The organism is Alkalispirochaeta americana (assembly GCF_900156105.1).
Classification (GTDB): Bacteria; Spirochaetota; Spirochaetia; order DSM-27196; family Alkalispirochaetaceae; genus Alkalispirochaeta; species Alkalispirochaeta americana.
In genome coordinates this window covers 141,674-162,526 of record NZ_FTMS01000008.1, presented here as the reverse complement: position 1 = coordinate 162,526, position 20,853 = coordinate 141,674, and the positions used below count along the sequence as shown (strand labels likewise).

Sequence of the window (20,853 nt, the reverse complement as noted above, 5' to 3'; positions counted from 1 at the left end):
GGCGAAGTTCTCGTCTCCGGCGATCTGTATCTCGACGTTGATCCAGCGGCCGCGGTTGTCCCGGGCTTTCACATCGAGAATGCTTTCCTTGGTTGCGCCGATAGATCGCAGATTGAAGGGATTGAGGAGTTCGATCTCGACGACCAGATCGTGCCCTTTCTGCGCAAAGACGGCGTTGATGAAGTCGATGAGAATGTCCTTGTTCTCTTCCGAACCCAGCAGATACCGGACGAAAACATCCGCCATGGGATTCAGCGGCCGCTCGATACGATCCATGGAGATATACTACTCCTGTTTCCTGGAGGTATCAACAGCAGGCACCGGAGATGGCGTGGGTATTCGCGGGTGTAAGCGTCCGCGCTATTTTATCACAGCACCCCGAGTTTGCAGGTGGGAATTACGCTATAAACCTGCCGGCTGTTCCGCTGTAAACGGGGGTGCGGCCGACGGGCCTTCCAGCCCCATCCCCGGTAAACTCACAGGCGCCCCGAGAAGGGGTGCTAGGTTGATCGCTCGAGATCCCCGATCTCCTGCTCGGAAAGGCCGGTAATCTCGGCGATGTCGGAAAGGGGGAACCCGCGTTTCAGCATCTTCAGGGCATCTTCACGACGCGCCTGCTGCATGCCCTGCTGCATGCCCTGCTGCATGCCCTGCTGCATGCCCTGCTGCATGCCTTGCTGCATGCCCTGCTGCATGCCTTGCTGCATGCCCTGCTGCATGCCCTGCTGCATGCCCTGCTGCATACCTTCTTGCATGCCCTCTTCCTTGCCGCGTTGCTCGGCGCTGCGTAACCGCGAGCTGACATCGCGTTGCCATTTCTCACGCGCCTCGGCGATGTCCATAAGCTCGTCGTCGGCAGTAAAGGTGCGGTAGACTCTGTGGGCCTTGCCCAGAGCAGGGTTGTCCTTCAGCAATAGCGTCATATCCTCCTCCTCCACGGTGCCTTCGTGTTCGAAGTAATAACACCATGTATCAAGTTTGTCCTTCACATCACCGGTGCTTTTCAGGTGGTTCTTGGGCAGTTCGATGAAATGGATCTGCAGGTGATCGGACAGCACATACTCCGGTGCATCGGCCTCGGTGATCTGGAAACAGCTATGATAGCCGGGAAGCTGGGGGAAGATCTCGAAGTCCAGCAGGTTGATACAGACCGAGGGGGTCAGCTCGATATAGTCGTCGCCTTTCTTTAGCTGCCCGGCGTAACTCCTGGCCCAGTAGTACAGGCTGCGGTGGGCGAAGTTCTCGTCTCCGGCGATCTGTATCTCGACGTTGATCCAGCGGCCGCGGTTGTCCCGGGCTTTCACATCGAGAATGCTTTCCTTGGTTGTGCCGATAGACCGCAGATTGAAGGGATTGAGGAGTTCGATCTCGACGACCAGATCGTGCCCTTTCTGCGCAAAGACGGCGTTGATGAAGTCGATGAGAATGTCCTTGTTCTCTTCCGAACCCAGCAGATACCGGACGAAAACATCCGCCATGGGATTCAGCGGCCGCTCGATACGATCCATGGAGATATACTACTCCTGTTTCCTGGAGGTATCAACAGCAGGCACCGGAGATGGCGTGGGTATTCGCGGGTGTAAGCGTCCGCGCTATTTTATCACAGCACCCCGAGTTTGCAGGTAACGAAGCAGCGACCAAGCTTTTGTTGGGCTTGGGATTAGATGAACTGAGTGTGAGTGGGCCATCAATTCCCGGTGTAAAATCGATAATTCGATCTACCTCTTATGTGGAAGCCAAGGCTCTAGCTGAGAAGGTCATGGATCTAGAGACTGCTGATCAGGTGGTAGAGTTGATCAAAGAATCGTAAGCGACAAAAGCACCCCACCTAACGTGGTGGAGCGACATAGCCAATGATCGGGATCTCAAGGAGTCCAAGAAAACGTCCTCATCCCCTTGTTGTAAACTATGCGCAGGTTGAAACAATCATCTATGAAGAACTGCAGCGGACCTGGCTCTTGAATGCGGACGTAGATGCGGTCCTTGAATCAGCAGCTCGTCGAATTGATGATGCGATGAGCCGCTGAAAAAGACGCCTCATGCAACCTGAACTACATCAGCTTGCATATTCCGCCATGAAAAAGGCCTGCGGTACGTTGATGGTGCCGCAGGCATTCCTGCAATTCCCCGTTCATAACCCGATTGATTCGTTTATTAAGACTATTCGTATTTTTCCTGCAGGAAAGCATTTGTCAATAATCGACCAGTAGTTGCATATCCGGTCTTCGGAGGTACAATCGCTGCATATTCCTGTTTCCTGACATGGAACAGACAAATCACTATTCCGTTTCGCATTGCGAGGAGCTGTGATTTTTTTGATCCTCCCGTAGGCTTGAGCCTTGTTCTTTACAATTTTATTCGTTCCAACGGTCAGTACTACACTCTTGGGCCCAAAAATAATACCGGCAATTCTGTTTCCGACCATGTCTAAATTCACAAGCTCGCCCTGCTCGGTGATTGCGTTCGTTCCTGCCATAAAAAGATCTGCCAGCAGGCCCTTTCTCGACGACTCATAGGTAGTATCAAAAGTCCCATCGACGATGGGCTCTATCATGCGAATCAATTTTTCCCGTCTTAGTTCATCGAGTATAAAAGTTTCCTCCAGCGTAAGTGAGTCTCCGTATGATATGGACGACGGGTTTATTTCGGGGATTATTTTCTCAAGTACAATTTTTTGTGCATCGACCGTGGTTTCGGCCATGTACACAAGGAATCCGTTTTTTTCAAGATTCTCGACAGTTCGTTTTATTTCCATGCTTTTGTCCTCGCGCGATTCAGTTGAACAAACCCATTCTCTCTCTATGCGGAGTCGGCGTCAATCCAGCAACGGCACCGCCGGTGTCGGAGGCGATTCCTTCAGCCTTCACCTCCTCCAAACTCGATTGCCCAATAAGAAAGTTCCCATCATAATGAGGATCATGAAAGCATTGGTAGTCCTCGCACACCCGAACGCTGGAAGTCTGAACCACGCTCTTGCCACAGAAGCTGCTTCAGTGCTGGAAGAACTCGGGTTTTCCGTCATCTTTCACGACCTCTACGCCGAGCGGTTTGATCCGATTCTCGAACACCGGGAGATCCCTCGCGACGCTCTTCAGGACACGGTGGTGGCCGATCATTGCGCGGAACTCCGCGCAGCGGAAGGTATCGTGATCATTCATCCCAACTGGTGGGGCCAGCCCCCGGCGATACTGAAAGGATGGGTGGATCGTGTTTTTCGGGCAGGAGTTGCCTACGGGAACGAGGATTCCGCCGGAGGAACCGTGGAGCATGGACTGCTCTCCACAGAGTTTGCTGTCGTTTTGAACACCTCCGAGACAAGCCGTGATGTGGAGGAAAATATCCTGGGCGATCCGCTGGAAACACTTTGGAAGAACTGTATTTTCCGGTTTTGCGGGGTAAAAAACGTCCACAGACGATCCTTCAGTATCGTCATGACCAGCACGCCGGAAGAACGGGAAGGCTGGCTTCGGGAAGCGCGGGCCCTGGTGACCCGGGCTGTTGAAAGCGCACAGGACCTGAATCAGAAGTAGCAAGAGCTCGCCTGAATCGCCTCGCTCAGGCTACAGCCTGGTCGCCGCCATCGGCCACGTTCAAGACCTTCCTCGACAGCCCGGGCCCAAGACAGGGAACCCCGAAGTTGACAAGCCGTTGATAAAGATCTATTCTACATGTGTAATAATAAACATATGGAGTATCTGTGTCACTTCGCTACGGCATTTTAGGATTGTTGCGTTACAGTCCCCAGTCCGGGTATGACCTGGTAAAGACCTTTAACGATTCACTGCGATTTTTCTGGCAAGCCACGGGGTCCCAGGTGTATCGGGAGCTGAAGCACCTGGAAGAGGCAGGCCTGGTCTCAGCCGAACGGGTCAGCAGTGAAAAGGGGCCCGACCGGCGGGTATATCACCTTGAGCCCCCGGGGCTAAAGTCCTTCCAGGACTGGATCACGGGCTTTTCCCGGGCCAGGCCCGAACCTGCCCGCTCGACCTACGTGATGCGCCTCTTCTTTTCGGCCGCTCTGAGCTCCCCGGAGCTGACGGCTTTCTTGCACCAACGCCGCCGGGAGGTCGAGCAGAGTCTGGAGGAGCTGGACGCGGCTGAAGCCCTGGTCGATTTCTATGCCCGGCACATCCCGGCGCCAGACGAAGCGCGAGCCTGGCGGCTCAGTATTTCCTTTGGAAGACATATGGCTCAGGCCCATCTCGAGTGGATAGACAGGAACCTGGATTCCACAGCCTCTGAAGAGACGGCCTCTGAAGAGACAGATCAGGGAGCGATACCATGAACATTTTGCTTTTGAACGGCAGTCCCCGGGGTGAGCAAAGCATAAGCCTCTCCCTGAGTCGTCACTTTCTGGAGGGCCTCCAGTCCCGGCGGGATCAGTTGGGCGAAGCCCCCGCCTCCATCAAGGAAGTCCATGTGGTAGAAGCCGACATACAATCCTGCCGGGGATGTTTTGCCTGCTGGCAGAATGGGGGGATCTGTGTGATCAAGGACGACATGGCTGATCTGTTGCCGGCCTACAGGCAGGCCGATTTGATCCTCTGGTCCATGCCTCTTTATCATTTCGGAATGCCGGCTATCATGAAAAAATGCGTGGAACGCACCCTCCCGGAACTCCAGGGAACAATCATTCCCGATGGGGACGGGGGGTTCAGCCACCCGGTTCGAGCATCAAAACCCGCGACAAAAGGGATGCCCCGAAATCTTCTGGTAAGCACCTGCGGCTTTCCCTCCACCAGGAACAACTACGAACCCCTTCACGCTCATCTGGATCTGCTTCTGGGGCGGGACCAGTGGGAAAAAATTGAATGCGTCCAGGCAGAACTTCTGAAGGTTCCGGAGCTGCGCTCCCTGGGCGATGCCTATTATGGTACGGTTCGGCAGGCTGGGGAGGAATGGGCCCAGGCACTCTTCGAGGAAAAAGCCTGGGCGGGGTTTTCCCCGGATCTTCGGAATCAGCTGGAAACACCGCTGATGGAACCGGAGCGCTTTCTTCGTCTGGCCAATGCCAGCTGGAGTTCTCCCGGTCACGACGAGACGGGGGGCCCCAGTCCGGAGGAGCGGGCTGAAATCCTCCTGAACCAGATGAGCCTCATGTACAACACGTCAAAGGCTCCGCCCCGGAGAACCATTCTTGAAATGAACTTTCAGGATCTTCAGCGGAGTTTCTATCTGGTGATGGATAAAACATCCTGCACCGTTGCTGATTCTCCTGAGGATCTGAACCTCGAGGACGGGAAGTCAGACTGCACCATAACAACAGACGCTTCCCTCTGGGCCGCCATCGCCCGAGGCGAGCTGGATGGTACTGAAGCCCTGATCACTGGTCGGTACAAGGTCACGGGTGATACCAGTCTGATAATTCGCATGGGAGATGGCCTCTTCGACGGTAGTTCTGAGAGCGCCATTGGACCACAGGAAGGGAAGGGCAGGGGGGGCGCCCCAAAAAATCCTTCCGGGAACCCCCTGTTCCTGGGGCTTCTGCCCTGGATACTCTGCTGGGTTTTCTTGCCCCTGGGGCATGTGTTGGACCACAACCTGGTTCTGCTTCTGGCCCTGGTTCTTTCCAATGGAATTCTTTGGATGTCGGGTCGGAACAACAGGGCAACCTGGTACGAGTACACGAATCCCCTGATTCTGGGACTCCTTCTGGGTGTGAGCCTTGTGTTTCCGGATTTTTTTCCCAAGGCAGGCGTGGTTCCAATGTACCTGGCCGCATCAGCCCAGTGGGCCTTGAGCTGCCTGCAAAGGCCGCTGACCTCGGACTATTCCGGTCGCTCCTACTCCCCGGCCATTGTTGCCTCGCCTTTGTTCCGGCAAACCAACCAGATCATGACCCTCTTTTGGGCAGGAGTCTATATGCTGATTGCCCTGTTCGTCCTGGCTCTGGACCAAAGTCTCCTGAGGCCTTTCTCGGGGTTGATCGTCCAGGTTCTCCTCGTTCCTGCCATGGTTTTTACCCGGTGGTTTCCCCGCTGGTATAGCGAGAGGAGCTTCAGCGGTTGATTAGGGGAGCCCCTCGCCCCGGTTGCTTTGAGCCAGGATGTGCAAAGAGGAGTGGGCTTTCAATGACATCTGTTGCCGGAATGCTGTATACTTGAGTCGGAGGTTCCTATGTCCACAGCGCTCGAGCCACGGGTTTCGAATCTTGAGTTATCTCTGAAAGAACTCGCCTACGCGCAGTTACGCACCGAACGGTCTTTGGAAGAACTCTCGAATGAACTGAAGGATTTCAAGAACGAGATGAAAGAGTTCAAGGATGAGATGAGAGAGTTCAAGGATGAGATGAGAGAGTTCAAGGATGAGATGAGAGAGTTCAAGAACGAGTCCCGTCGTCAGTCTCGAGAGATGAACAAACGCTGGGGAGAGTTGGCCAACCGTCTGGGAACAGTCATCGAAGATATTGTGGCACCCAACATCCCTGGAATCATGGCCCGCTATTTTGGGGTAGACGAGCCTGACCTGCTGATGGTGCGGCCCCGCAAGAAGCACCCCCAGGACCCGGGACGTCGACGAGAGTTCGATGTTCTCGCCGTGGCGGGTAACCGGATTTTTCTGAATGAGACCAAATCAAAACTCAGGGAACAGGATGTGCTCATCTTTGCCGAGAGCTATCAGGAAGTAACCGACTATTTTCCTGAATATTCCGGCCACGAGATCATCCCGATCATGAGTTCTCTCTACCTGACAACCGATCAGGTGGAGTTGCTTACCCGCCACGGGATCTACGCCCTGGCCATGAGCGATGACTCCATGGATCTTCTCAACATTCGGGAGTTAGAGCGATAGCGCGGGCAGGGCCCTCGCTATCTGATGGGGGGAGCCCTGTTTGATCCGCCACACGAATCAACCCGGACAAAAGCTCCCCCAGTGCCACCGTAGTTACGGTGCAACCCGCAGGATTTCATCCAGCCGTCCATCAGCCTGCAGCTGACGAACCCCCCTGTTAAAGGACAGAATGATCTCCTCTGCTCTGGGGTGCTGTCTGGAAACCAGAAGGTAGTATGGATCTGCTTTTATAGGTTTGGGATTGTAGGTGATAAGATCTCCAAGGCCCGTCTGCTTTGCATCTCGAAGCCCTACCAGCCTTTCTTCGAGAACGGCATCGATGCGCCCGGCAACGAGTTTGCGATAGTTCAACTCACCGGAAGTCACCCTGTCCAGAGTATAGCCACTGTCTTCCTGGACAACGCCATAATCATACTCCAGGACACCACCGAGGATATTTTTGACGTGCCTGTAATCTCTGTGTATCTTGAATCCCGAGGGACAAAATGAGAACCGCCTCCGGCCCGGCCAAAGAAAACCTCCCGATGATCAGTGCCGCTCTTATTTATCCCCACCAGCTCTACGATCCCCGGCACCACCCGGTACTGAGATCGGATCTGCCGGTCTATCTGGTTGAGGAACCCCTTCTTCTGACCCACAACCCGGTCCATCGGCAGCGCCTGTTGTTGCACCGGCTCTCCATGAAGGCCTATGCCAGGCGGCTGGAGCAGCTCGGCCACGTTGTCCGGTATCTGGATCTGCGCAGCATCGACAGCACCGACGCGGTCTGGCAGCAGCTCACGGCCGACGGCATTACCTCCATCCATGTGGCCGACACCACCGACGATTACCTCGAGCGCGCCCTTGCCTCGGCAGAAACCCGGCACGGCATCGGGCTCATACGCTACGAAAGTTCGCTCTTCCTGCTCCCGAAAGCCCAGGCGGTTCAACGCTATCTCGATTCAAAAAGACACATGGCCCGGTTCTACCAGCGCCTGCGCAAGGACTGGCACATTCTGATAGATCATAATCAGGAGCCCGTCGGCGGCCTCTGGAGCTACGATCAGGAGAACCGCAAAAAATTGCCCAGAAGCCTTGCTCTCCCGACCGACATCCAGCCCTGGAAACCCCAAAATCCCGAGGAAGATCAGGAGATCGCCCTGGCCCGGTCCTGGCTGGCCCAAATCCCCGGCCGACACTACGGCAGCAGCCAGATTTGGTGCGGCTGGACCCCGGAACATGCCCGCCAGGCCCTGCAGAACTTCCTCTCGGAGCGGCTTTCTCTCTTCGGCAATTACGAAGACGCCATCAGCCAGACCCATACCCGGCTATTCCACTCCGCCCTGTCGCCCTATCTCAACATCGGTCTTCTGTCCCCCCGTGACGTTCTGGACGCCCTCCTGGCCCACGCCGGGAGCCACAGTTCGCCGATTAACTCAATCCCGATTAACTCGCTGGAAGGATATATCCGACAGCTGACAGGCTGGCGAGAGTTTATACGTGCCGCCTACGAGGAGGACGGCCGCGCCCTGCGCACCCGAAACTTCTTTGGTCACACCCGTCCTCTTCCCGCCGGCCTGTGGAGCGGCGACACCGGAATTCCCCCGCTGGACACCGCCATTCAGCGCAGCCTGCGCTGGGGCTACGCCCATCATATCGAACGCCTGATGGTCACCGGCAATTATCTTCTGCTTGCCGGAACCCACCCCGACCAGGTCTATGAATGGTTCATGGGAATGTACGTCGATGCCTTCGACTGGGTCATGGTGCCTAACGTCTACGGCATGAGTCAGTTCGCCGATGGCGGGCTTTTTGCCACCAAACCCTACATTAGCGGCAGCAACTACCTGCGCAAGATGTCCGATTATCCCCCCGGCCCCTGGCAGGACGACTGGACCGCCCTGTACTGGAACTTTATTCACCAGCACCGGGCGCTCTTCGCCGCCAACCATCGCATGTCCATGATGCCGCGGATGCTCGATAAAATGGCTCCCGCCACCCGCCAGGAGCATCTCCAGCGTGCTGCCCGGCTCTTGCAACGCCCCTGACACCCGCCGTCTCATACATCCTTCGAGAATCCGGTCTTGAACTTTCCGTAAATCTATCCGACAAATAGGTGGAGTCTCTTTGCCCCTTCGGGGGTGAGATGCGGGGCATGAGGAAGAGGATGAATTCATGCAGGACTTCATGCGATTTTCCTGGCAGGTTTGGGGAACAATTATGAGAGTCTGTGATCACCGCTCTGAACTGGCCCGGAAACTGAACCCCTACGACAAGGCTGTCTACACAGAACTCCAGCAGAAAAAACACCAGGGCCTCAGTGCAACCGTTCCCGAAGATCCCCACTGGAAGCGGTATCGGCGCAGTTGTGCGCTTCCACAACGGGGCCTGGCCTACAGTTTTTCCTGGAACTTTTGCGACACCAGCCTGGCGGTGCATCTTTTTGAGAGCCCGGGCAAAGGCGAAATCAGGGGAACCCTTTTCTTGCTCCATGGCTATCTGAATCATACCGGCAGCGGGGCAGAGCTTATCCGGTTTCTTGCCGGCGAGGGATACCGGGTCTTTTCCCTGGACCTTCCCGGACACGGACTCAGCCAGGGTCCATTGCATGACATCGATGATTTTTCCCGCTACAGCGATCTCTTTGTCCAGTTCAGCCTCTGGCTGAAAAGGAACTGGCCAGCCCCGTACTTCTTTATCGGTCATAGCACCGGGTGCTCGGGTTTCATTGACGCTTGTCTGGCATCGGGTAACGCGGGAATGGTATCAGGCCAGCCCTCGTGGCACATTTTCCGCAGGTATATCCTCCTGGCTCCCCTGGTCAGAAGCGCCCAATGGGATCTTTCCTATCTTGGTTTTGATCTCCTGGGGGGCTTCGTGGAAACGTGCATGGGAGGGAAGGTCCCGAATCTTCTGGGGAGTCCCCCCACCCGGGACAGGACGATCAAGGAGCGGCATAAAAAGGACCCTTTGCGGGGCAAGGAGACTTCCTTGAGCTGGGTAGAGGCGCTGCGTAGCTGGGATTCCCGGAACCGATCCTATCCTGCGAAAGACAACCTGAGCCCCCTTGTCTTTCAGGGAACCGGCGACTCCGTGGTGGACTGGAAATACAACCTGAAATTTCTCAAAGAGAAGCTTCCCGAAGTGAGAATCAAAACATACCCCGGCGCCCTGCATGGCCTCCACTATGAAGCCAGGTCCATCCGCAAACAGCTCTTTGCCGACATCAGGGACGAGCTGACCGGCCTGTAACTGTGCCTTTCCCATTCAGGAGGCGCCTCTCTCCGAATGGAATCTGCAACAGGAATGATCTACAATGAGTGCGGAGGGTGGTCGTGTCCACAGTGCCCGCACCGCGTGTATCGAGGCCCGGATTTTTCCTGAACGGGCCTGGCCTGGAGCCGGTGCAAACCAGGCGGTATCAGGAAAATCCTCGCCGCCGGAACAGTCTCGCCCTGGGGCTCTCCTTCCTGGTACTGGGCCTGGGGCAGACGCCTCTGGCAGCCGATGTACCTCGTGATATTCTGGTCCTCCAGAGCTATCACCCGCTGATGCGCTGGGGCGAAGAGATTCTCCAGGGCGTTGCCGACGAGTTTTCCCGTGAAGCCGCAGCCGAGACGCTCTATGTGGAGTACCTGGATACCAAGCGCTGGGATCCCGAGGAGTTGTTTCCTGCCCAGGCTGACTTCCTGCGGGCCAAGTACGCAGGGCGGTTGCCGGAACTCATTATCGCCACCGATGATAACGCCTTGAACTTCCTGGTGAGCTATCGCGAAGAGGCCTTTCCGGAAGTTCCTGTTCTCTACACCGGTATCAACCGCAGTAAGGAGGAAGTACAGACTCTCTCGCAGGGGTGGGCAACGGGTATTATCGAGGAGGTTGATTTTCTGGGTACGATTGACCTGGCTCTGAAAATGTTGCCCGATCTGAGCCGCCTGGCGGTTGTAACCGATGCGACTGTGACAGCCGATCTGAACAGGCGTCTTCTTCGGGGCCTGTTGCCGGAGCGCCCTCTGGGGATCGATTTCTTGCCGGATCTGCCGACGGCGGAGTTGCAGTTGCGGTTGCGGCAGTTGCCCCCGGATAGTGCGGTTCTCTATGTGTCCTACATCAGGTTGAGTTCGGGCGAACTCTACAGTTACACCGGGGGACTGGAACGTGTGGCTGCCGTCTCGCCGGTGCCGGTCTTTGTGCTCTGGGATTTCCTCCTTGGCAACGGTCATGCCCTGGGGGGGCGGGTTCTGCGCGGACGGGATCAGGGTCGTGCTGTAGCTGGAATCGCTCGCAGGTATTTTCAGACCGGTCAGTTTCCCCGGGCTGATTCAGGCTTGTATCCCACATCGCGGGTGATGCTGGATTATCGGGCCGTAGACGAGTGGGGTCTCATATCAGCGGTCAAGGATGCGCAGCTGGATGTGGAATGGTTGAATCGCCGCCAGACCGCATGGGATCTCTATCGCCTGGAGATTCTTGTTCTGGTGATCCTGTTTTCAAGTCTGTTCCTTTTGCTGCTCATGGCTGCCTGGGGTCGCAGGCAACAGAAAAAGCAGCACAACTTATTGATGGAGAGCGAGCAACGCTGGCAGTTTGCTCTGGAGGGCGGTCGCAGCGGGGTCTGGGATTGGGACATGGTTCAGGATTCTCTTCTTGTATCGGATCGCTGGTACTCCATGCTGGGGTATTCAGTATCGGCCTGGATCTCTGCAGTAGACGATTCCCTCCAACTGATTCATCCTGACGATCTCCCCAGGGCAGTATCGTCACTGGACGAGATGAGGGCAAGCCGCAGCAGCCACTACGAGTTGAGCACCCGCAAGCGCTGCGCCGACGGAACCTATCGCTGGATGCTGGATCAGGGAATGGTGGTGGAGCGGAATGCCGCTGGTACACCGGTGCGCGCCATCGGCACCCAAACCGATATTGATGGACTGATCTGTCTGCAACAGCAGCTGAAAGAGAGTCTTGGTACCAAAGATGTCCTGATCAGGGAGATTCATCATCGGGTTAAAAACAATATGCAAATTGTTGCCAGCATGCTCAGTCTGGAGATGTCCCAAGGCGATCACAAGGACTTTACGGTGCTTGCAGAGAAGACCCGGTTGCGTATCCACGCTATGGCGGCCCTGCACGAGCAACTATATGCTAATGATACTGTAGCGCTGGTACCTCTTCAAGGATATCTCTGCGATCTGATTGGGCAGTTGCATCAGCTCTGCAACGCACGAATCCTCTTGCGGACTGCCGATAACATTCCTGATGTGAACCTCGATATAGATGAGGCGTTGCCCCTGGGCCTGTTAATCAACGAGCTGGTCAGCAACGCCTGCGAGCATGCCTTCGAACCTCCCTGTCCTGCATCGGTCGATCCCCAGGTCACAATAGGTGTGGCCCTGGAGCGCCAGACCATGACTGTTCAGGTTGTCGACAACGGCTGCGGAATGACTCAAGCAGACTATTATCACCACATCCGGGAGCGATCCTCTTTGGGGCTGGTTCTGATCGACAGCCTGGTGCAACAGCTGGAGGGCTTGCTCACGATCGAATCCCCCCCGTCGGGTGGTACCGTGGTTCTGGTCAGGTTTCCTCAAAAACAGGGCCGCGAGCCGGAGCCTGCGGGTGAGGCCCTCAGCCTGTAGAATGTTCCGGGATGTGCCGAAACAGAGACCATGAAGAGCTTGATTCTTGTTGCCATCCTTGTTCTGACAACCCTGGCAATCGGGGCTGATCCCCGGGATATCCTTGCAACGGGTACTCCGGAGGAGATAAAGAGTCAGCTTGGATCAATCCGGAACGCCCTGGAGCGGGACGCTTTCCACTGGACGCCCCTCATGCTCGCGGCAGCGCAAAACCACCACCCCGAGGTAATCGTCTTGCTCCTTGAGCAGGGAGAGAACCGGGAGGCTCGCAGTCTGGACGACTGGGACGCTCTGATGTTTGCCGCAGCCTTCAACCCCAACAGGGATGTTCTGGCGGCTCTTCTCGAGGCCGGAGCAGATCCCGACCGTCGTACCAGGGATGCCTGGGTGGCCGGCTATGGTGTCGCACGGTTCACCGGCGGCATGGTTCAGTTTGACGGGCTTGGATTATTTCAGGAAGCTGCCCCGGAAGAGGAGCGTGAATACGGCTGGTCTGCACTCTTTTTCGCCGCCCGGTACAACGATTCTCCCGGAGTTTTGGAGGAACTCCTCCTTGCCGGAGCAGATCCCCGGCTCCGGGATGAGCATGGCCTGACCGCCCTGGACTACATCGTCCAAGCGGGCCAAGGCCGTGGGGAGTTCCGCAAGCTCCTCGAAGTGTGGACACCCCCGGAGTAAGGCCCGCAGGGTCGGTCCTGCAGACACCTTTCACGGGCTACATTTAATTTTAATTTAAGAGTAGGTGTGTATACTCACGAAAAAGAAATCGGCAAAAGGAGAAACACCCGATGACGACAAAAAAAACATCTGGATTGGCAACACTGATTCTCGCAGTTTTCCTTCTGGGTAGCTGCGCTCATATGTTTACAAAAGGAGGCGGCGCCTTCCGGGCCGGCGACAGGGCCTTCGAGCAGGGGAAGTACGCCGAGGCCGTTGATCACGCTCTCAACGCCCTTGAGACCAACCCCGATTTTGAGGAAGCCCGGGAACTGCTGGGAAAAGCCTTCCGAACAGGTACCACCACCTATGAAGGCTCCATCGCACAAAAAAAAGCCTCTTCGGAACCTTTCCGCTGGGATGAGATCTGGAAGATCTACGCAACCCTGGAGAAGATGCACCAGGCCGTGGCCGCTTCGCCCTATAGCAATGCCTTCGATACCAAGTCCTACGCCGAGCCTCTTGCAGAAGCCCGGGAGACCGCTGCCGCTGAACGGTACGCTGCCGGCGTTGAAGCCCTGGGCAAGGGAGGATTCGGGAACGCCCGGATTGCCATAGAACACTTTGAGAAAGCCGCTGAAGCCATTCCCGGGTACCAGGATCTGAACGACCAGATGGCTCAAGCCAGAGAGCAGGCAGTATCCAGGGTCGTCGTCACGGCCAACAGCGATGCCCTCGGTGAGTTGCTGAAACAGGTCGAGGGTACCTTGTCCAGCCAGGAAACCTATGCGGCTATCGATCTGGTCCAGGCGAATCACTCCCTTTCGGAAGCACGGGAAAGGTTCAGTTCCAGTCACGATTTTCTGATCTACCTGGATGCAGAAAAGAAAAGCGAGAGCATAGTAGATAACTCTGATGTCCCCATGGTAGAGGGCGGGAAAACTGTCAGAAGAGAAACCCGGGGCTTCACACACACCTACAACGTTACAGCCACGCTCATTGACTTGAGCAACGGTAGCGTGATCGCGTCTGAAAACCACGAAAGCACAAACACCCATACAATTGCCTACAACTTTCTGTACAACGAACGGGAAGAAAACCTGAATCTCGATGGGTACGGGGGATCTCGCGAGTACCGCATTGTGGATATGACTGCCCGCGAATACGAGGCGATGGGGCCTGTCATGGACAGGACTCTTAGTTTTATCAACCAGACAACCGACGACGATATTACAAGCATAGGAACCTTCGCGGAACTGAAGCAGAAAATAGACAATATCCTCTTGATCCGGGGGCCCCATCTTATTGCCCGTCCCGGAGCGGACGGTACTATGGGTTATTTCCCGCCCTTCACGATGGATTGGGATGAACACCAGAGGTTGAACCGGAACGCCAGCAGGCTTGGTGTTGCTATCAGTAATCATGTCCGGGCTCTGAGGGATAACGAGATTGGTGATTTCTCCGCGGAGCGCTCCGCCGCTGCCAGGGCTGTGGCAGCGGCCATGAAGGGCAAATTGTAAACCTTCAGCTCTTTTGCGCTGTCAGAACGCGCCTCCCCGAGGGGGCACCCGCATCCTTCAATGGGTGTGAGGTGGCCCGGGGGAGGTGGCCCTCGGGAGGGGCCTATATCCCCACCATTACCCTGGGTATTCCCGGGAACACCGTGACCGCTGTAATTCTTGCAGGGCTTATAACCCACGGAATATCTCCGGGGCCGTCGCTCTTCCGAAACGAAGTTCAGCTGGTGTATGCAATATTTATCGGGCTCTTTGTATCCAATATTTCATGTTTATATTGCAGCACACCGTGATAAGTCTTGCCCTGACGGTTCTCTTTAAACGGCTCGAGCAGAAAACGAAATTGATACCTCCCGGGCCTGTTCCCGGAGATAGTACCGAAGAAGGATGAGCGACCCCTTATCTGACCCGGATGGTCCACGCCCGCTCGCTGCCTGTGTGGCAGGAGCGGGTGATCCTTTGACCTGAACCCCGAGCTGCTGATTCAGTTTGCATTTTAAAATTTTCCTGCTTTTCCTGCTTTTCCTGCTTTTCCTGGCATACCCCTGCTGTATCGCGTACTATTTTCATAGAGGGTAACGGAATGAATACAAAGAAGATGGCGGGCTTCCGGTCTCTTCAGGGACTTTTTATGACTCTTTTTGGAGGGATCTCGATCGGGCTCCTGATGCTGGTCTCGCTGTTCATGGTCTGGCAGGTCGCCAAAACCCAGCAAGAGACCGTGGAAGAGATGGCAACGCAAATTGTGGAAGCACGAACGGCCGAGGTGGGGCGCTGGCTGGCCGGTCATGTAGAGAACGTCCGCACCATGAGTCAGCGGGTGATCATTTCTGATGCCGATTTCGATGTGATAGCCCGGGACTTGAGGTTGCGCCACGATCAGATACACCCGGACCACGAGAACATCTATTTTGTGAATCTCGAGGGCGATTTCATCACCAGCGGTGGCCTCACGGGAAACCTTATGCACCGCGACTACGTTCAGGCGATCTTTCAGCGGGGTAACGCCTCGTCGGTTAGCGACGGGGTGATCAGTGCCGCCACAGGAAACGCCATCGCTCCCGTGGCCCACGAGGTGCGAAACCGCGATGGTGAGGTTGTGGGAATCATGGGTGCTTCGGTCACGCTGACTGGTTTGAGTGAGCTGGCGGGAGAGATGCGGTTCGGTCGTGACGGCATGGGGTCTGTCGTGGATGGGTCCGGCCTGGTCATTGGCGATTCCCGAGCCGAGGTTCGGATGAACCTTAACCTTACCGACGCCCAGGGGTATCAGGGAATGGATGCGATCGCCCGGGATCTTCTGGCCGGCCGTGGGGGAACAAGGGATTATACCTCACCCCAGGGGCAACGCTTTCGGGCGGTTTATCGTCCAGTTCCGGGTGGGTCCGGGTGGTCCGTGGCGTATCTTTTACCTCATGCCGATATCAACGCTCCGGTGGTACGGCTCGTACAGATTATTGCACTCAGCATCTTGGTCGCTACCGGTGGTATCCTGCTGGTGATCCTGGTCTTTTCCCGGCGTTTTGTAACGGTTCTGCGTGACTACGTTGCCCAGGCCGAGGAATACGCTTCGGGAGACATGACCAGAGACTTGACAACCGAGTATCAACAGAAGTTTTTGCATCGCCGCGATGAGCTTGGCGCGCTGGCGCGGGCTTTCGAGAAAATACAGGACAACATCCAGTCTGTGGTGGTGGGGATCAACCAGGGGGCGGTGGAGCTAACCGCTACCAGTCAGAGTATCAGCCTGTCTGGTCAGGAACTTGCCCGAGGATCCAGCGCCATATCGGAGATGTCGCAACAGCTGTCTCAAGGGTCTACCGAGCAGGCTGCCTCGGCCGAGGAAGTTTCCGCCTCGATGGAGGAGATGGCTGCCAGCGTGCAGCAAAGTTCGGATAACGCCAACGCCACGGAGCAGATTGCCCGACAATCTTCAGCGAACGCCGAGGAAAGCGGGCATGCCATGCGGGAAACCGTGGAGGCGATGAAGCAGATCGCTGAAAAGGTGAGTATTATCGAGGATATTGCCCGGGAAACGAATATGCTTTCCCTGAATGCTGCAATTGAAGCGGCCCGGGCCGGCGAGCACGGCAAGGGGTTCGCCGTGGTCGCCTCCCAGGTTCGCAAGCTGGCAGAAAACTCGGCGGCTGCCGCCAGGGAGATCAGCGAGTTGAGCGGGCGTTCGGTGCAGGTAGCCGAAAAGGCCGGTGGCAAACTGGACGAAATGGTTCCAAACATCCAGCGTACGGCCGAGCTGGTCCAGGAGATTGCCGCTACAAGTCGGGAGATGAATACCGGGACGAGTCAGGTGAACGCAGCAGTGAACCAGTTGGACGAGGTAATACAGCAGACTGCTGCATCTTCAGAAGAGCTGGCTGCAACAGCCGAGGAACAGACAGCCCAGGTCGAGGGTCTTTCCACGGCAGCAGACGAGCTTCTGGAGCAGGCCCGTTCACTGGAGCGGTCCATTTCCTACTTCAAGCTTCGGGAGCAACAGGAGGGGAAACTCGAGCCAGCAGATCGAAACGCTTCCCAAAAGGTTCTGGGAATTGCTCTGGCTCGTGACGAAAATTCCGACAGCAGGTGATGGATCTCTGCGTTCCGGGTATCATGGGGCTATGAAGTACAGAACACTGGGAAAAACAGGCTACACCGTCTCGGAAGTGTCCCTTGGAACATGGCAGGTTGGTGGTGGCTGGGGCCAGGCCTTTGATGACAAGGTGGCCGAGAACATAATCAATGCCGCAATCGACGAAGGGGTGAACTTCCTGGACACTGCCGATGTCTATGACGACGGAAAAAGCGAGGCCGCCGTAGCCCGGGTGGTCAGGCAGCGAAACAGGGGCGGGAAGGAAGATATACGGTTTGCCACCAAGTGCGGGCGGCGGATTGATCCCCACACCGACGAAAATTATACTCCCAAAACGCTCCGGCTTCACGTTGAGGAGAGTCTCAGAAACACCGGTCTGGAAACACTCGATCTGATCCAGCTCCATTGCCCGCCCACTCCGGTGTACAGCCGGCCCGAGATATTCGGTTTGTTTGAGGATTTGCAAAAGGAAGGAAAGATCAGAAACCTGGGCGTCAGCGTCGAGAAAATCGAAGAGGCCATGACGGCCGTGCAGTACCCCAACGTTTCGTCGGTGCAGATTATCTTCAACATGTTCCGCCAGAAACCGGCAGAAGCGTTTTTCCAGGAAGCCCAAAAAAAGGATGTCGGAATAATTGTGCGGGTTCCCCTGGCCAGCGGTCTTCTTGCAGGAAAGTATACCGCCCGGACCAGCTTTCACCCCCAGGATCACCGGTCCTTTAATCGTGATGGCGCTACCTTTGACAAGGGGGAAACCTTCAGCGGGGTAGATTACGACATAGCCCTGAAGGCTGTGGAAGAGCTCAAGAAGGCGTTGCCCCAACGGGAAGATCTCGCCGCAGTTGCTCTCAGGTGGATTCTCATGTTTGATCAGGTTAGTTGCATCATTCCTGGAGCATCAAAGCCCGAGCAGGTTCAGCGAAACGTCCGGGCTGTTCAGGCGGAGCCCCTTGCTGCGCAGGAGATGGAGGTGGTAGCGGGGATATACAATCAGTATATCCGGCCATCGATCCACCATCTGTGGTAGAAGGCGCAGGGTAAGGGGCCGGGTATTCCCGATCACTCAGGTCCGTGGTACTGCCGTCGAACGGGGCTGTGCCACAGGACTGTAATTGCCATCTCGGGGCACATGTTTACGCAACGGTAGCAGAGGGTGCAGCGCCCTCGCTGGTCCACCCTGGCAGGTCCAGAATCGGTGGTCAGGAAGAGGTTCTCCCTGGGGCAGACCCGCACGCACAGTCCGCAGCCGGTGCAGGAGTTCGCAACGCGAACGTCCTGGCTTGCTGCATCCTCAATGCGCTGGAACCACAGGCGCTGGGTCAGGAGCCCCAGGATGCGTGATGCCCCAGAGAAGCCTCGTCTGCGAACAACGCCTGATTCCAGACACTCCACGGCGCGGGTCACCCGCTTCTGTGCCGACCGTAGCCGCCGGGCGCAACGGCTCGCGTCTTTTGCGGGAAAGAGAAAAAAATTGCAGATATTATTGGGCATGGTGATGTGATCGGCGTAGATGATCTGGCAAGGGGTTCCCCGAAGCAGGTCGGTAAAGGCCCTGGCCCCATCGCCGGAAAAGAGAAACTGCGTGGCCAGGATCACCAGCTTTTTCTCCTCCAGGGACTCCCGGTGGAGCAGAACGAAGTCGCGCAGGATCGGGGGTACGCAGGATCCATAGACGGGGTAACAAAAGCAGATCGTCTCCTGCCGGGCCAGGAGCGACGCAAAATGAAGAGGCTCTTCTATGGAGTGACAGGCCCCACCGGTCTGCCGGGAGAAGGTCTCGGCAACAAAACGGGAGTTGCCCGTCCCTGAAAAATAGAGCGTGATCATGCCTGGTTCAGTCTAGGGAAATCCCGGGGTGAATACAACCGCTACAAGGGCGGCAGGTACCCCGCATCCTGGATCAGCTTCAGGAACTTCTTTATCTGGCTCTTGGGAACAGCCAGGTGGCCCTTCTCGGCCCGAAACGCCATTGACGAGAGTTTCCGGTCTGTCGAGAGGAGTCTTCGCAGATCAGGATCGTCGGGCAGGGAGAAGAGGGTGCATTCTTCGTGGTCGGAGAATGCCCGAGCCCGTTCGAGAAGGTTGACAAAGAAGCTTTCCCAATGGGGAGCCGGCTCCTGATCAATCAGGTGGTGAAAGAGGTCTATTCTTTCCCGAATATCTGCGGTGGATGTGCATTTCCCGATAAAACTACCGGGGGTGATCCGGTAGCGGTCTTCTCCCAATTTTTCACCGATGTCGTCCAGGAACAACCGGCGTTCCAGCGATGTTCCCTTGAGTGTAACAAGAAGTAAATCCCGGTCGGCCAGAGCCTCGAATTCGGGGCGTGCGATTTCCGGTCTTTCATCCTGTAACCCCAGGCACCAGCGGCCAAAATCAGTTACCCTGATGGCCTTGAGCGCGTCATAGGGACTCACCGGGAGCATCTTGTCCCGGTGAGTCACCGGGCGGGCGGGCGTTGTTTCGGCTATCTCCAGAACTCCCAGGGTTGCCATAAGGTAGCAGTAGGCCTTCATGGCGGGGGCGTCCAGGAGATGGCGCTTGAAAATCTGGTAGGGGTGAAGGTAATGATAATAATCCGGTGATGAGAGAGTGTAGTTCCTGATATTGATCGCTGTTGCCTTGTAGCGGAGGGTTTGAAGGACGTCCGCCGGGAGGCAAGATATCTCAAGGTCTTGCATTTCCATGCCCAAGAGAGTCTGTTCGATATCATGCCACTTTTGTTCTTTGGCGATGGTGAGTAGAAGCTCGTGAGTGTAGTGTCGTGAGGGCGGAGAAAACCATAGATGACTGGGGTATACCGGTTTTCCGGTCATGCGTGACAGGTGTGAGGTGATCACGTCGTATTCATACATACCGCTGTGGTGGTAGGCCAGCATGGGATCGGCGTCTTCCGGTAGTTGAGTTGCAAAAAAGTTGTTCACCAACTGCTTGATTCTGTCCTGAATGCGTTGTGGTCGTGTCGCACTATCCCAATCAAAAAAAGGAAGGAAGCGGGCCAGTACATTGATTGGATCCAGGTTGATCGTCTGGCCTTGGGGGAATGGCCTCTGGGCGCAGACAGCCCGTACCGACTTGATCTGGCTTTTGTTCAGGCCCTTTCGGCAGACCTTCTCCAGATCCTCCTGTTCCTGAAGGTATTTGTCCAAGGCCTTGAACAGAAGGGGGATGGACTCGCCCAGAGCATGTTCGTTGGACCAGACAGATTCAGGGGACTGGTCTTCCTGCGGCCGTAGTGGAAACTGCTCAGGTTTGGGAAGCCAGTGCATGAAGATCGCTCTGAGCCCCGGTTTCAGCCCGATAAAGGCATCTGTGCAGGGGGTGAACATGCCCAGGGATAACTTGGGGTTCATCTCGTAGCTGGTCCTGTAGGCATCACGATGAGTGATCACATCGATCGAGCGAAGCTCGGGAATATCGTGAATAGCGATATAATCCCGGAAGGCTGCCTGTTCCAGAGCAGCCTGAAAGTATGTGGGGCTGCTCTTGAACCAGGAGTTAAAGACTTTTTGGGAATCTTTAAAGGAGAGGAATTCCAGCAGTCGCTCGAGCAACTCCTGCTTCGTTCCTTTTCCGGGATGTCCGGTCAGATCGGTACATATGGTTTTCAGTTCCTGTACCGTGAGGGTTCTCTCAAGGACAGGAGCCTGGGCTGCAATCCAGTCTGCTATTTCTGCCATAA

At 56.0% G+C, this 20,853-nt stretch carries 19 protein-coding genes; 13 read left to right on the top strand and 6 right to left on the bottom strand.

Annotated features, from left to right (window positions below; genetic code table 11):
* Positions 1–276: PD-(D/E)XK nuclease family transposase (locus BW950_RS07705; RefSeq protein ID WP_200796803.1), on the bottom strand; the 276-nt coding region annotated here is incomplete at its 3' end.
* A 224-nt stretch (positions 277–500) separates the two neighbouring features.
* Positions 501–1,508 carry an Rpn family recombination-promoting nuclease/putative transposase gene (locus BW950_RS07700; RefSeq protein ID WP_076488702.1) on the bottom strand — a complete coding sequence of 336 codons (1,008 nt, stop codon included), beginning with the start codon at positions 1,506–1,508 and terminating at the stop codon, positions 501–503.
* A 50-nt stretch (positions 1,509–1,558) separates the two neighbouring features.
* Between BW950_RS07700 and BW950_RS15510 the strand changes: the two genes are divergently transcribed.
* Complete coding sequence (locus BW950_RS15510) at positions 1,559–1,810, top strand: putative PEP-binding protein (RefSeq protein WP_076488701.1); 252 nt, start codon at positions 1,559–1,561, stop codon at positions 1,808–1,810.
* 321 nt (positions 1,811–2,131) lie between these two features.
* Here the strand turns inward: BW950_RS15510 and BW950_RS07690 are convergent, their stop codons facing one another.
* Positions 2,132–2,755, bottom strand: coding sequence for a lactate utilization protein (locus tag BW950_RS07690; protein ID WP_076488700.1), 624 nt, complete (start codon positions 2,753–2,755; stop codon positions 2,132–2,134).
* Between the two features lie 163 nt (positions 2,756–2,918).
* Here BW950_RS07690 and BW950_RS07685 point away from each other — a divergent pair, with 163 nt between their 5' ends.
* The 4 genes from BW950_RS07685 (at position 2,919) to BW950_RS07670 (ending at position 6,792) form a co-directional block, all read left to right on the top strand.
* Positions 2,919–3,530 carry an NAD(P)H-dependent oxidoreductase gene (locus BW950_RS07685; protein WP_076488725.1) on the top strand — a complete coding sequence of 204 codons (612 nt, stop codon included), beginning with the start codon at positions 2,919–2,921 and terminating at the stop codon, positions 3,528–3,530.
* A gap of 167 nt (positions 3,531–3,697) precedes the next feature.
* Complete coding sequence (locus tag BW950_RS07680) at positions 3,698–4,285, top strand: PadR family transcriptional regulator (protein ID WP_076488699.1); 588 nt, start codon at positions 3,698–3,700, stop codon at positions 4,283–4,285.
* Positions 4,282–6,009 (top strand): NAD(P)H-dependent oxidoreductase, encoded by a 1,728-nt coding sequence (locus BW950_RS07675; protein ID WP_076488698.1) that lies wholly within the window; start codon positions 4,282–4,284, stop codon positions 6,007–6,009. Before BW950_RS07680 ends, BW950_RS07675 begins: the two co-directional genes overlap by 4 nt.
* Positions 6,010–6,117: 108 nt before the next feature.
* Positions 6,118–6,792 (top strand): OmpH family outer membrane protein, encoded by a 675-nt coding sequence (locus tag BW950_RS07670; protein WP_076488697.1) that lies wholly within the window; start codon positions 6,118–6,120, stop codon positions 6,790–6,792.
* A gap of 93 nt (positions 6,793–6,885) precedes the next feature.
* Here the strand turns inward: BW950_RS07670 and BW950_RS07665 are convergent, their stop codons facing one another.
* A complete protein-coding gene (locus BW950_RS07665) occupies positions 6,886–7,143 on the bottom strand; it encodes a type 2 periplasmic-binding domain-containing protein (RefSeq protein ID WP_143559171.1) in 258 nt (85 codons plus the stop codon).
* A 173-nt stretch (positions 7,144–7,316) separates the two neighbouring features.
* On the opposite strand from BW950_RS07665, the gene BW950_RS07660 reads away from it, so the two are divergent.
* From BW950_RS07660 to BW950_RS07625, 8 genes are all read left to right on the top strand, one after another.
* On the top strand, positions 7,317–8,819 hold the full coding sequence (locus BW950_RS07660) for a cryptochrome/photolyase family protein (RefSeq protein ID WP_076488724.1): 1,503 nt from the start codon (positions 7,317–7,319) through the stop codon (positions 8,817–8,819).
* A 172-nt stretch (positions 8,820–8,991) separates the two neighbouring features.
* Positions 8,992–10,023 carry an alpha/beta hydrolase gene (locus BW950_RS07655; RefSeq protein WP_159438756.1) on the top strand — a complete coding sequence of 344 codons (1,032 nt, stop codon included), beginning with the start codon at positions 8,992–8,994 and terminating at the stop codon, positions 10,021–10,023.
* Between the two features lie 83 nt (positions 10,024–10,106).
* Complete coding sequence (locus BW950_RS07650) at positions 10,107–12,407, top strand: histidine kinase dimerization/phosphoacceptor domain -containing protein (RefSeq protein ID WP_234969056.1); 2,301 nt, start codon at positions 10,107–10,109, stop codon at positions 12,405–12,407.
* 30 nt (positions 12,408–12,437) lie between these two features.
* Complete coding sequence (locus tag BW950_RS07645) at positions 12,438–13,085, top strand: ankyrin repeat domain-containing protein (protein ID WP_076488694.1); 648 nt, start codon at positions 12,438–12,440, stop codon at positions 13,083–13,085.
* 182 nt (positions 13,086–13,267) lie between these two features.
* Positions 13,268–14,584 (top strand): hypothetical protein, encoded by a 1,317-nt coding sequence (locus tag BW950_RS07640; protein WP_143559170.1) that lies wholly within the window; start codon positions 13,268–13,270, stop codon positions 14,582–14,584.
* Positions 14,585–14,655: 71 nt separating this feature from the next.
* Positions 14,656–14,874 carry a tripartite tricarboxylate transporter permease gene (locus BW950_RS15360; RefSeq protein WP_076488692.1) on the top strand — a complete coding sequence of 73 codons (219 nt, stop codon included), beginning with the start codon at positions 14,656–14,658 and terminating at the stop codon, positions 14,872–14,874.
* A 290-nt stretch (positions 14,875–15,164) separates the two neighbouring features.
* The gene (locus BW950_RS07630; RefSeq protein WP_083943837.1) at positions 15,165–17,168 is read left to right on the top strand and encodes a methyl-accepting chemotaxis protein; all 2,004 of its coding nucleotides are present in this window, start codon (positions 15,165–15,167) and stop codon (positions 17,166–17,168) included.
* Positions 17,169–17,199: 31 nt separating this feature from the next.
* A complete protein-coding gene (locus BW950_RS07625; RefSeq protein WP_076488691.1) occupies positions 17,200–18,198 on the top strand; it encodes an aldo/keto reductase in 999 nt (332 codons plus the stop codon).
* Between the two features lie 32 nt (positions 18,199–18,230).
* Here the strand turns inward: BW950_RS07625 and BW950_RS07620 are convergent, their stop codons facing one another.
* Together BW950_RS07620 and BW950_RS07615 are read right to left on the bottom strand one after the other, a co-directional pair.
* Complete coding sequence (locus BW950_RS07620) at positions 18,231–18,998, bottom strand: EFR1 family ferrodoxin (RefSeq protein WP_076488690.1); 768 nt, start codon at positions 18,996–18,998, stop codon at positions 18,231–18,233.
* Positions 18,999–19,039: 41 nt separating this feature from the next.
* A complete protein-coding gene (locus BW950_RS07615; protein ID WP_076488689.1) occupies positions 19,040–20,851 on the bottom strand; it encodes a hypothetical protein in 1,812 nt (603 codons plus the stop codon).
* Between the last annotated feature and the right edge of the window lie 2 nt (positions 20,852–20,853).

What these genes read in the sequence shown, in the direction of transcription:
- BW950_RS07685 (WP_076488725.1), top strand. Translation starts at nt 2,919, where the DNA reads ATGAAAGCATTGGTAGTCCTCGCACACCCGAACGCTGGAAGTCTGAAC.
- BW950_RS07660 (WP_076488724.1), top strand. Translation starts at nt 7,317, where the DNA reads ATGATCAGTGCCGCTCTTATTTATCCCCACCAGCTCTACGATCCCCGG.
- BW950_RS07645 (WP_076488694.1), top strand. Translation starts at nt 12,438, where the DNA reads ATGAAGAGCTTGATTCTTGTTGCCATCCTTGTTCTGACAACCCTGGCA.
- BW950_RS07690 (WP_076488700.1), bottom strand. Translation starts at nt 2,755, where the DNA reads ATGGAAATAAAACGAACTGTCGAGAATCTTGAAAAAAACGGATTCCTT.
- BW950_RS07675 (WP_076488698.1), top strand. Translation starts at nt 4,282, where the DNA reads ATGAACATTTTGCTTTTGAACGGCAGTCCCCGGGGTGAGCAAAGCATA.
- BW950_RS07620 (WP_076488690.1), bottom strand. Translation starts at nt 18,998, where the DNA reads ATGATCACGCTCTATTTTTCAGGGACGGGCAACTCCCGTTTTGTTGCC.
- BW950_RS07625 (WP_076488691.1), top strand. Translation starts at nt 17,200, where the DNA reads ATGAAGTACAGAACACTGGGAAAAACAGGCTACACCGTCTCGGAAGTG.
- BW950_RS07670 (WP_076488697.1), top strand. Translation starts at nt 6,118, where the DNA reads ATGTCCACAGCGCTCGAGCCACGGGTTTCGAATCTTGAGTTATCTCTG.
- BW950_RS07640 (WP_143559170.1), top strand. Translation starts at nt 13,268, where the DNA reads ATGTTTACAAAAGGAGGCGGCGCCTTCCGGGCCGGCGACAGGGCCTTC.
- BW950_RS07700 (WP_076488702.1), bottom strand. Translation starts at nt 1,508, where the DNA reads ATGGATCGTATCGAGCGGCCGCTGAATCCCATGGCGGATGTTTTCGTC.
- BW950_RS15510 (WP_076488701.1), top strand. Translation starts at nt 1,559, where the DNA reads ATGGCGTGGGTATTCGCGGGTGTAAGCGTCCGCGCTATTTTATCACAG.
- BW950_RS07630 (WP_083943837.1), top strand. Translation starts at nt 15,165, where the DNA reads ATGAATACAAAGAAGATGGCGGGCTTCCGGTCTCTTCAGGGACTTTTT.
- BW950_RS07615 (WP_076488689.1), bottom strand. Translation starts at nt 20,851, where the DNA reads ATGGCAGAAATAGCAGACTGGATTGCAGCCCAGGCTCCTGTCCTTGAG.
- BW950_RS07655 (WP_159438756.1), top strand. Translation starts at nt 8,992, where the DNA reads ATGAGAGTCTGTGATCACCGCTCTGAACTGGCCCGGAAACTGAACCCC.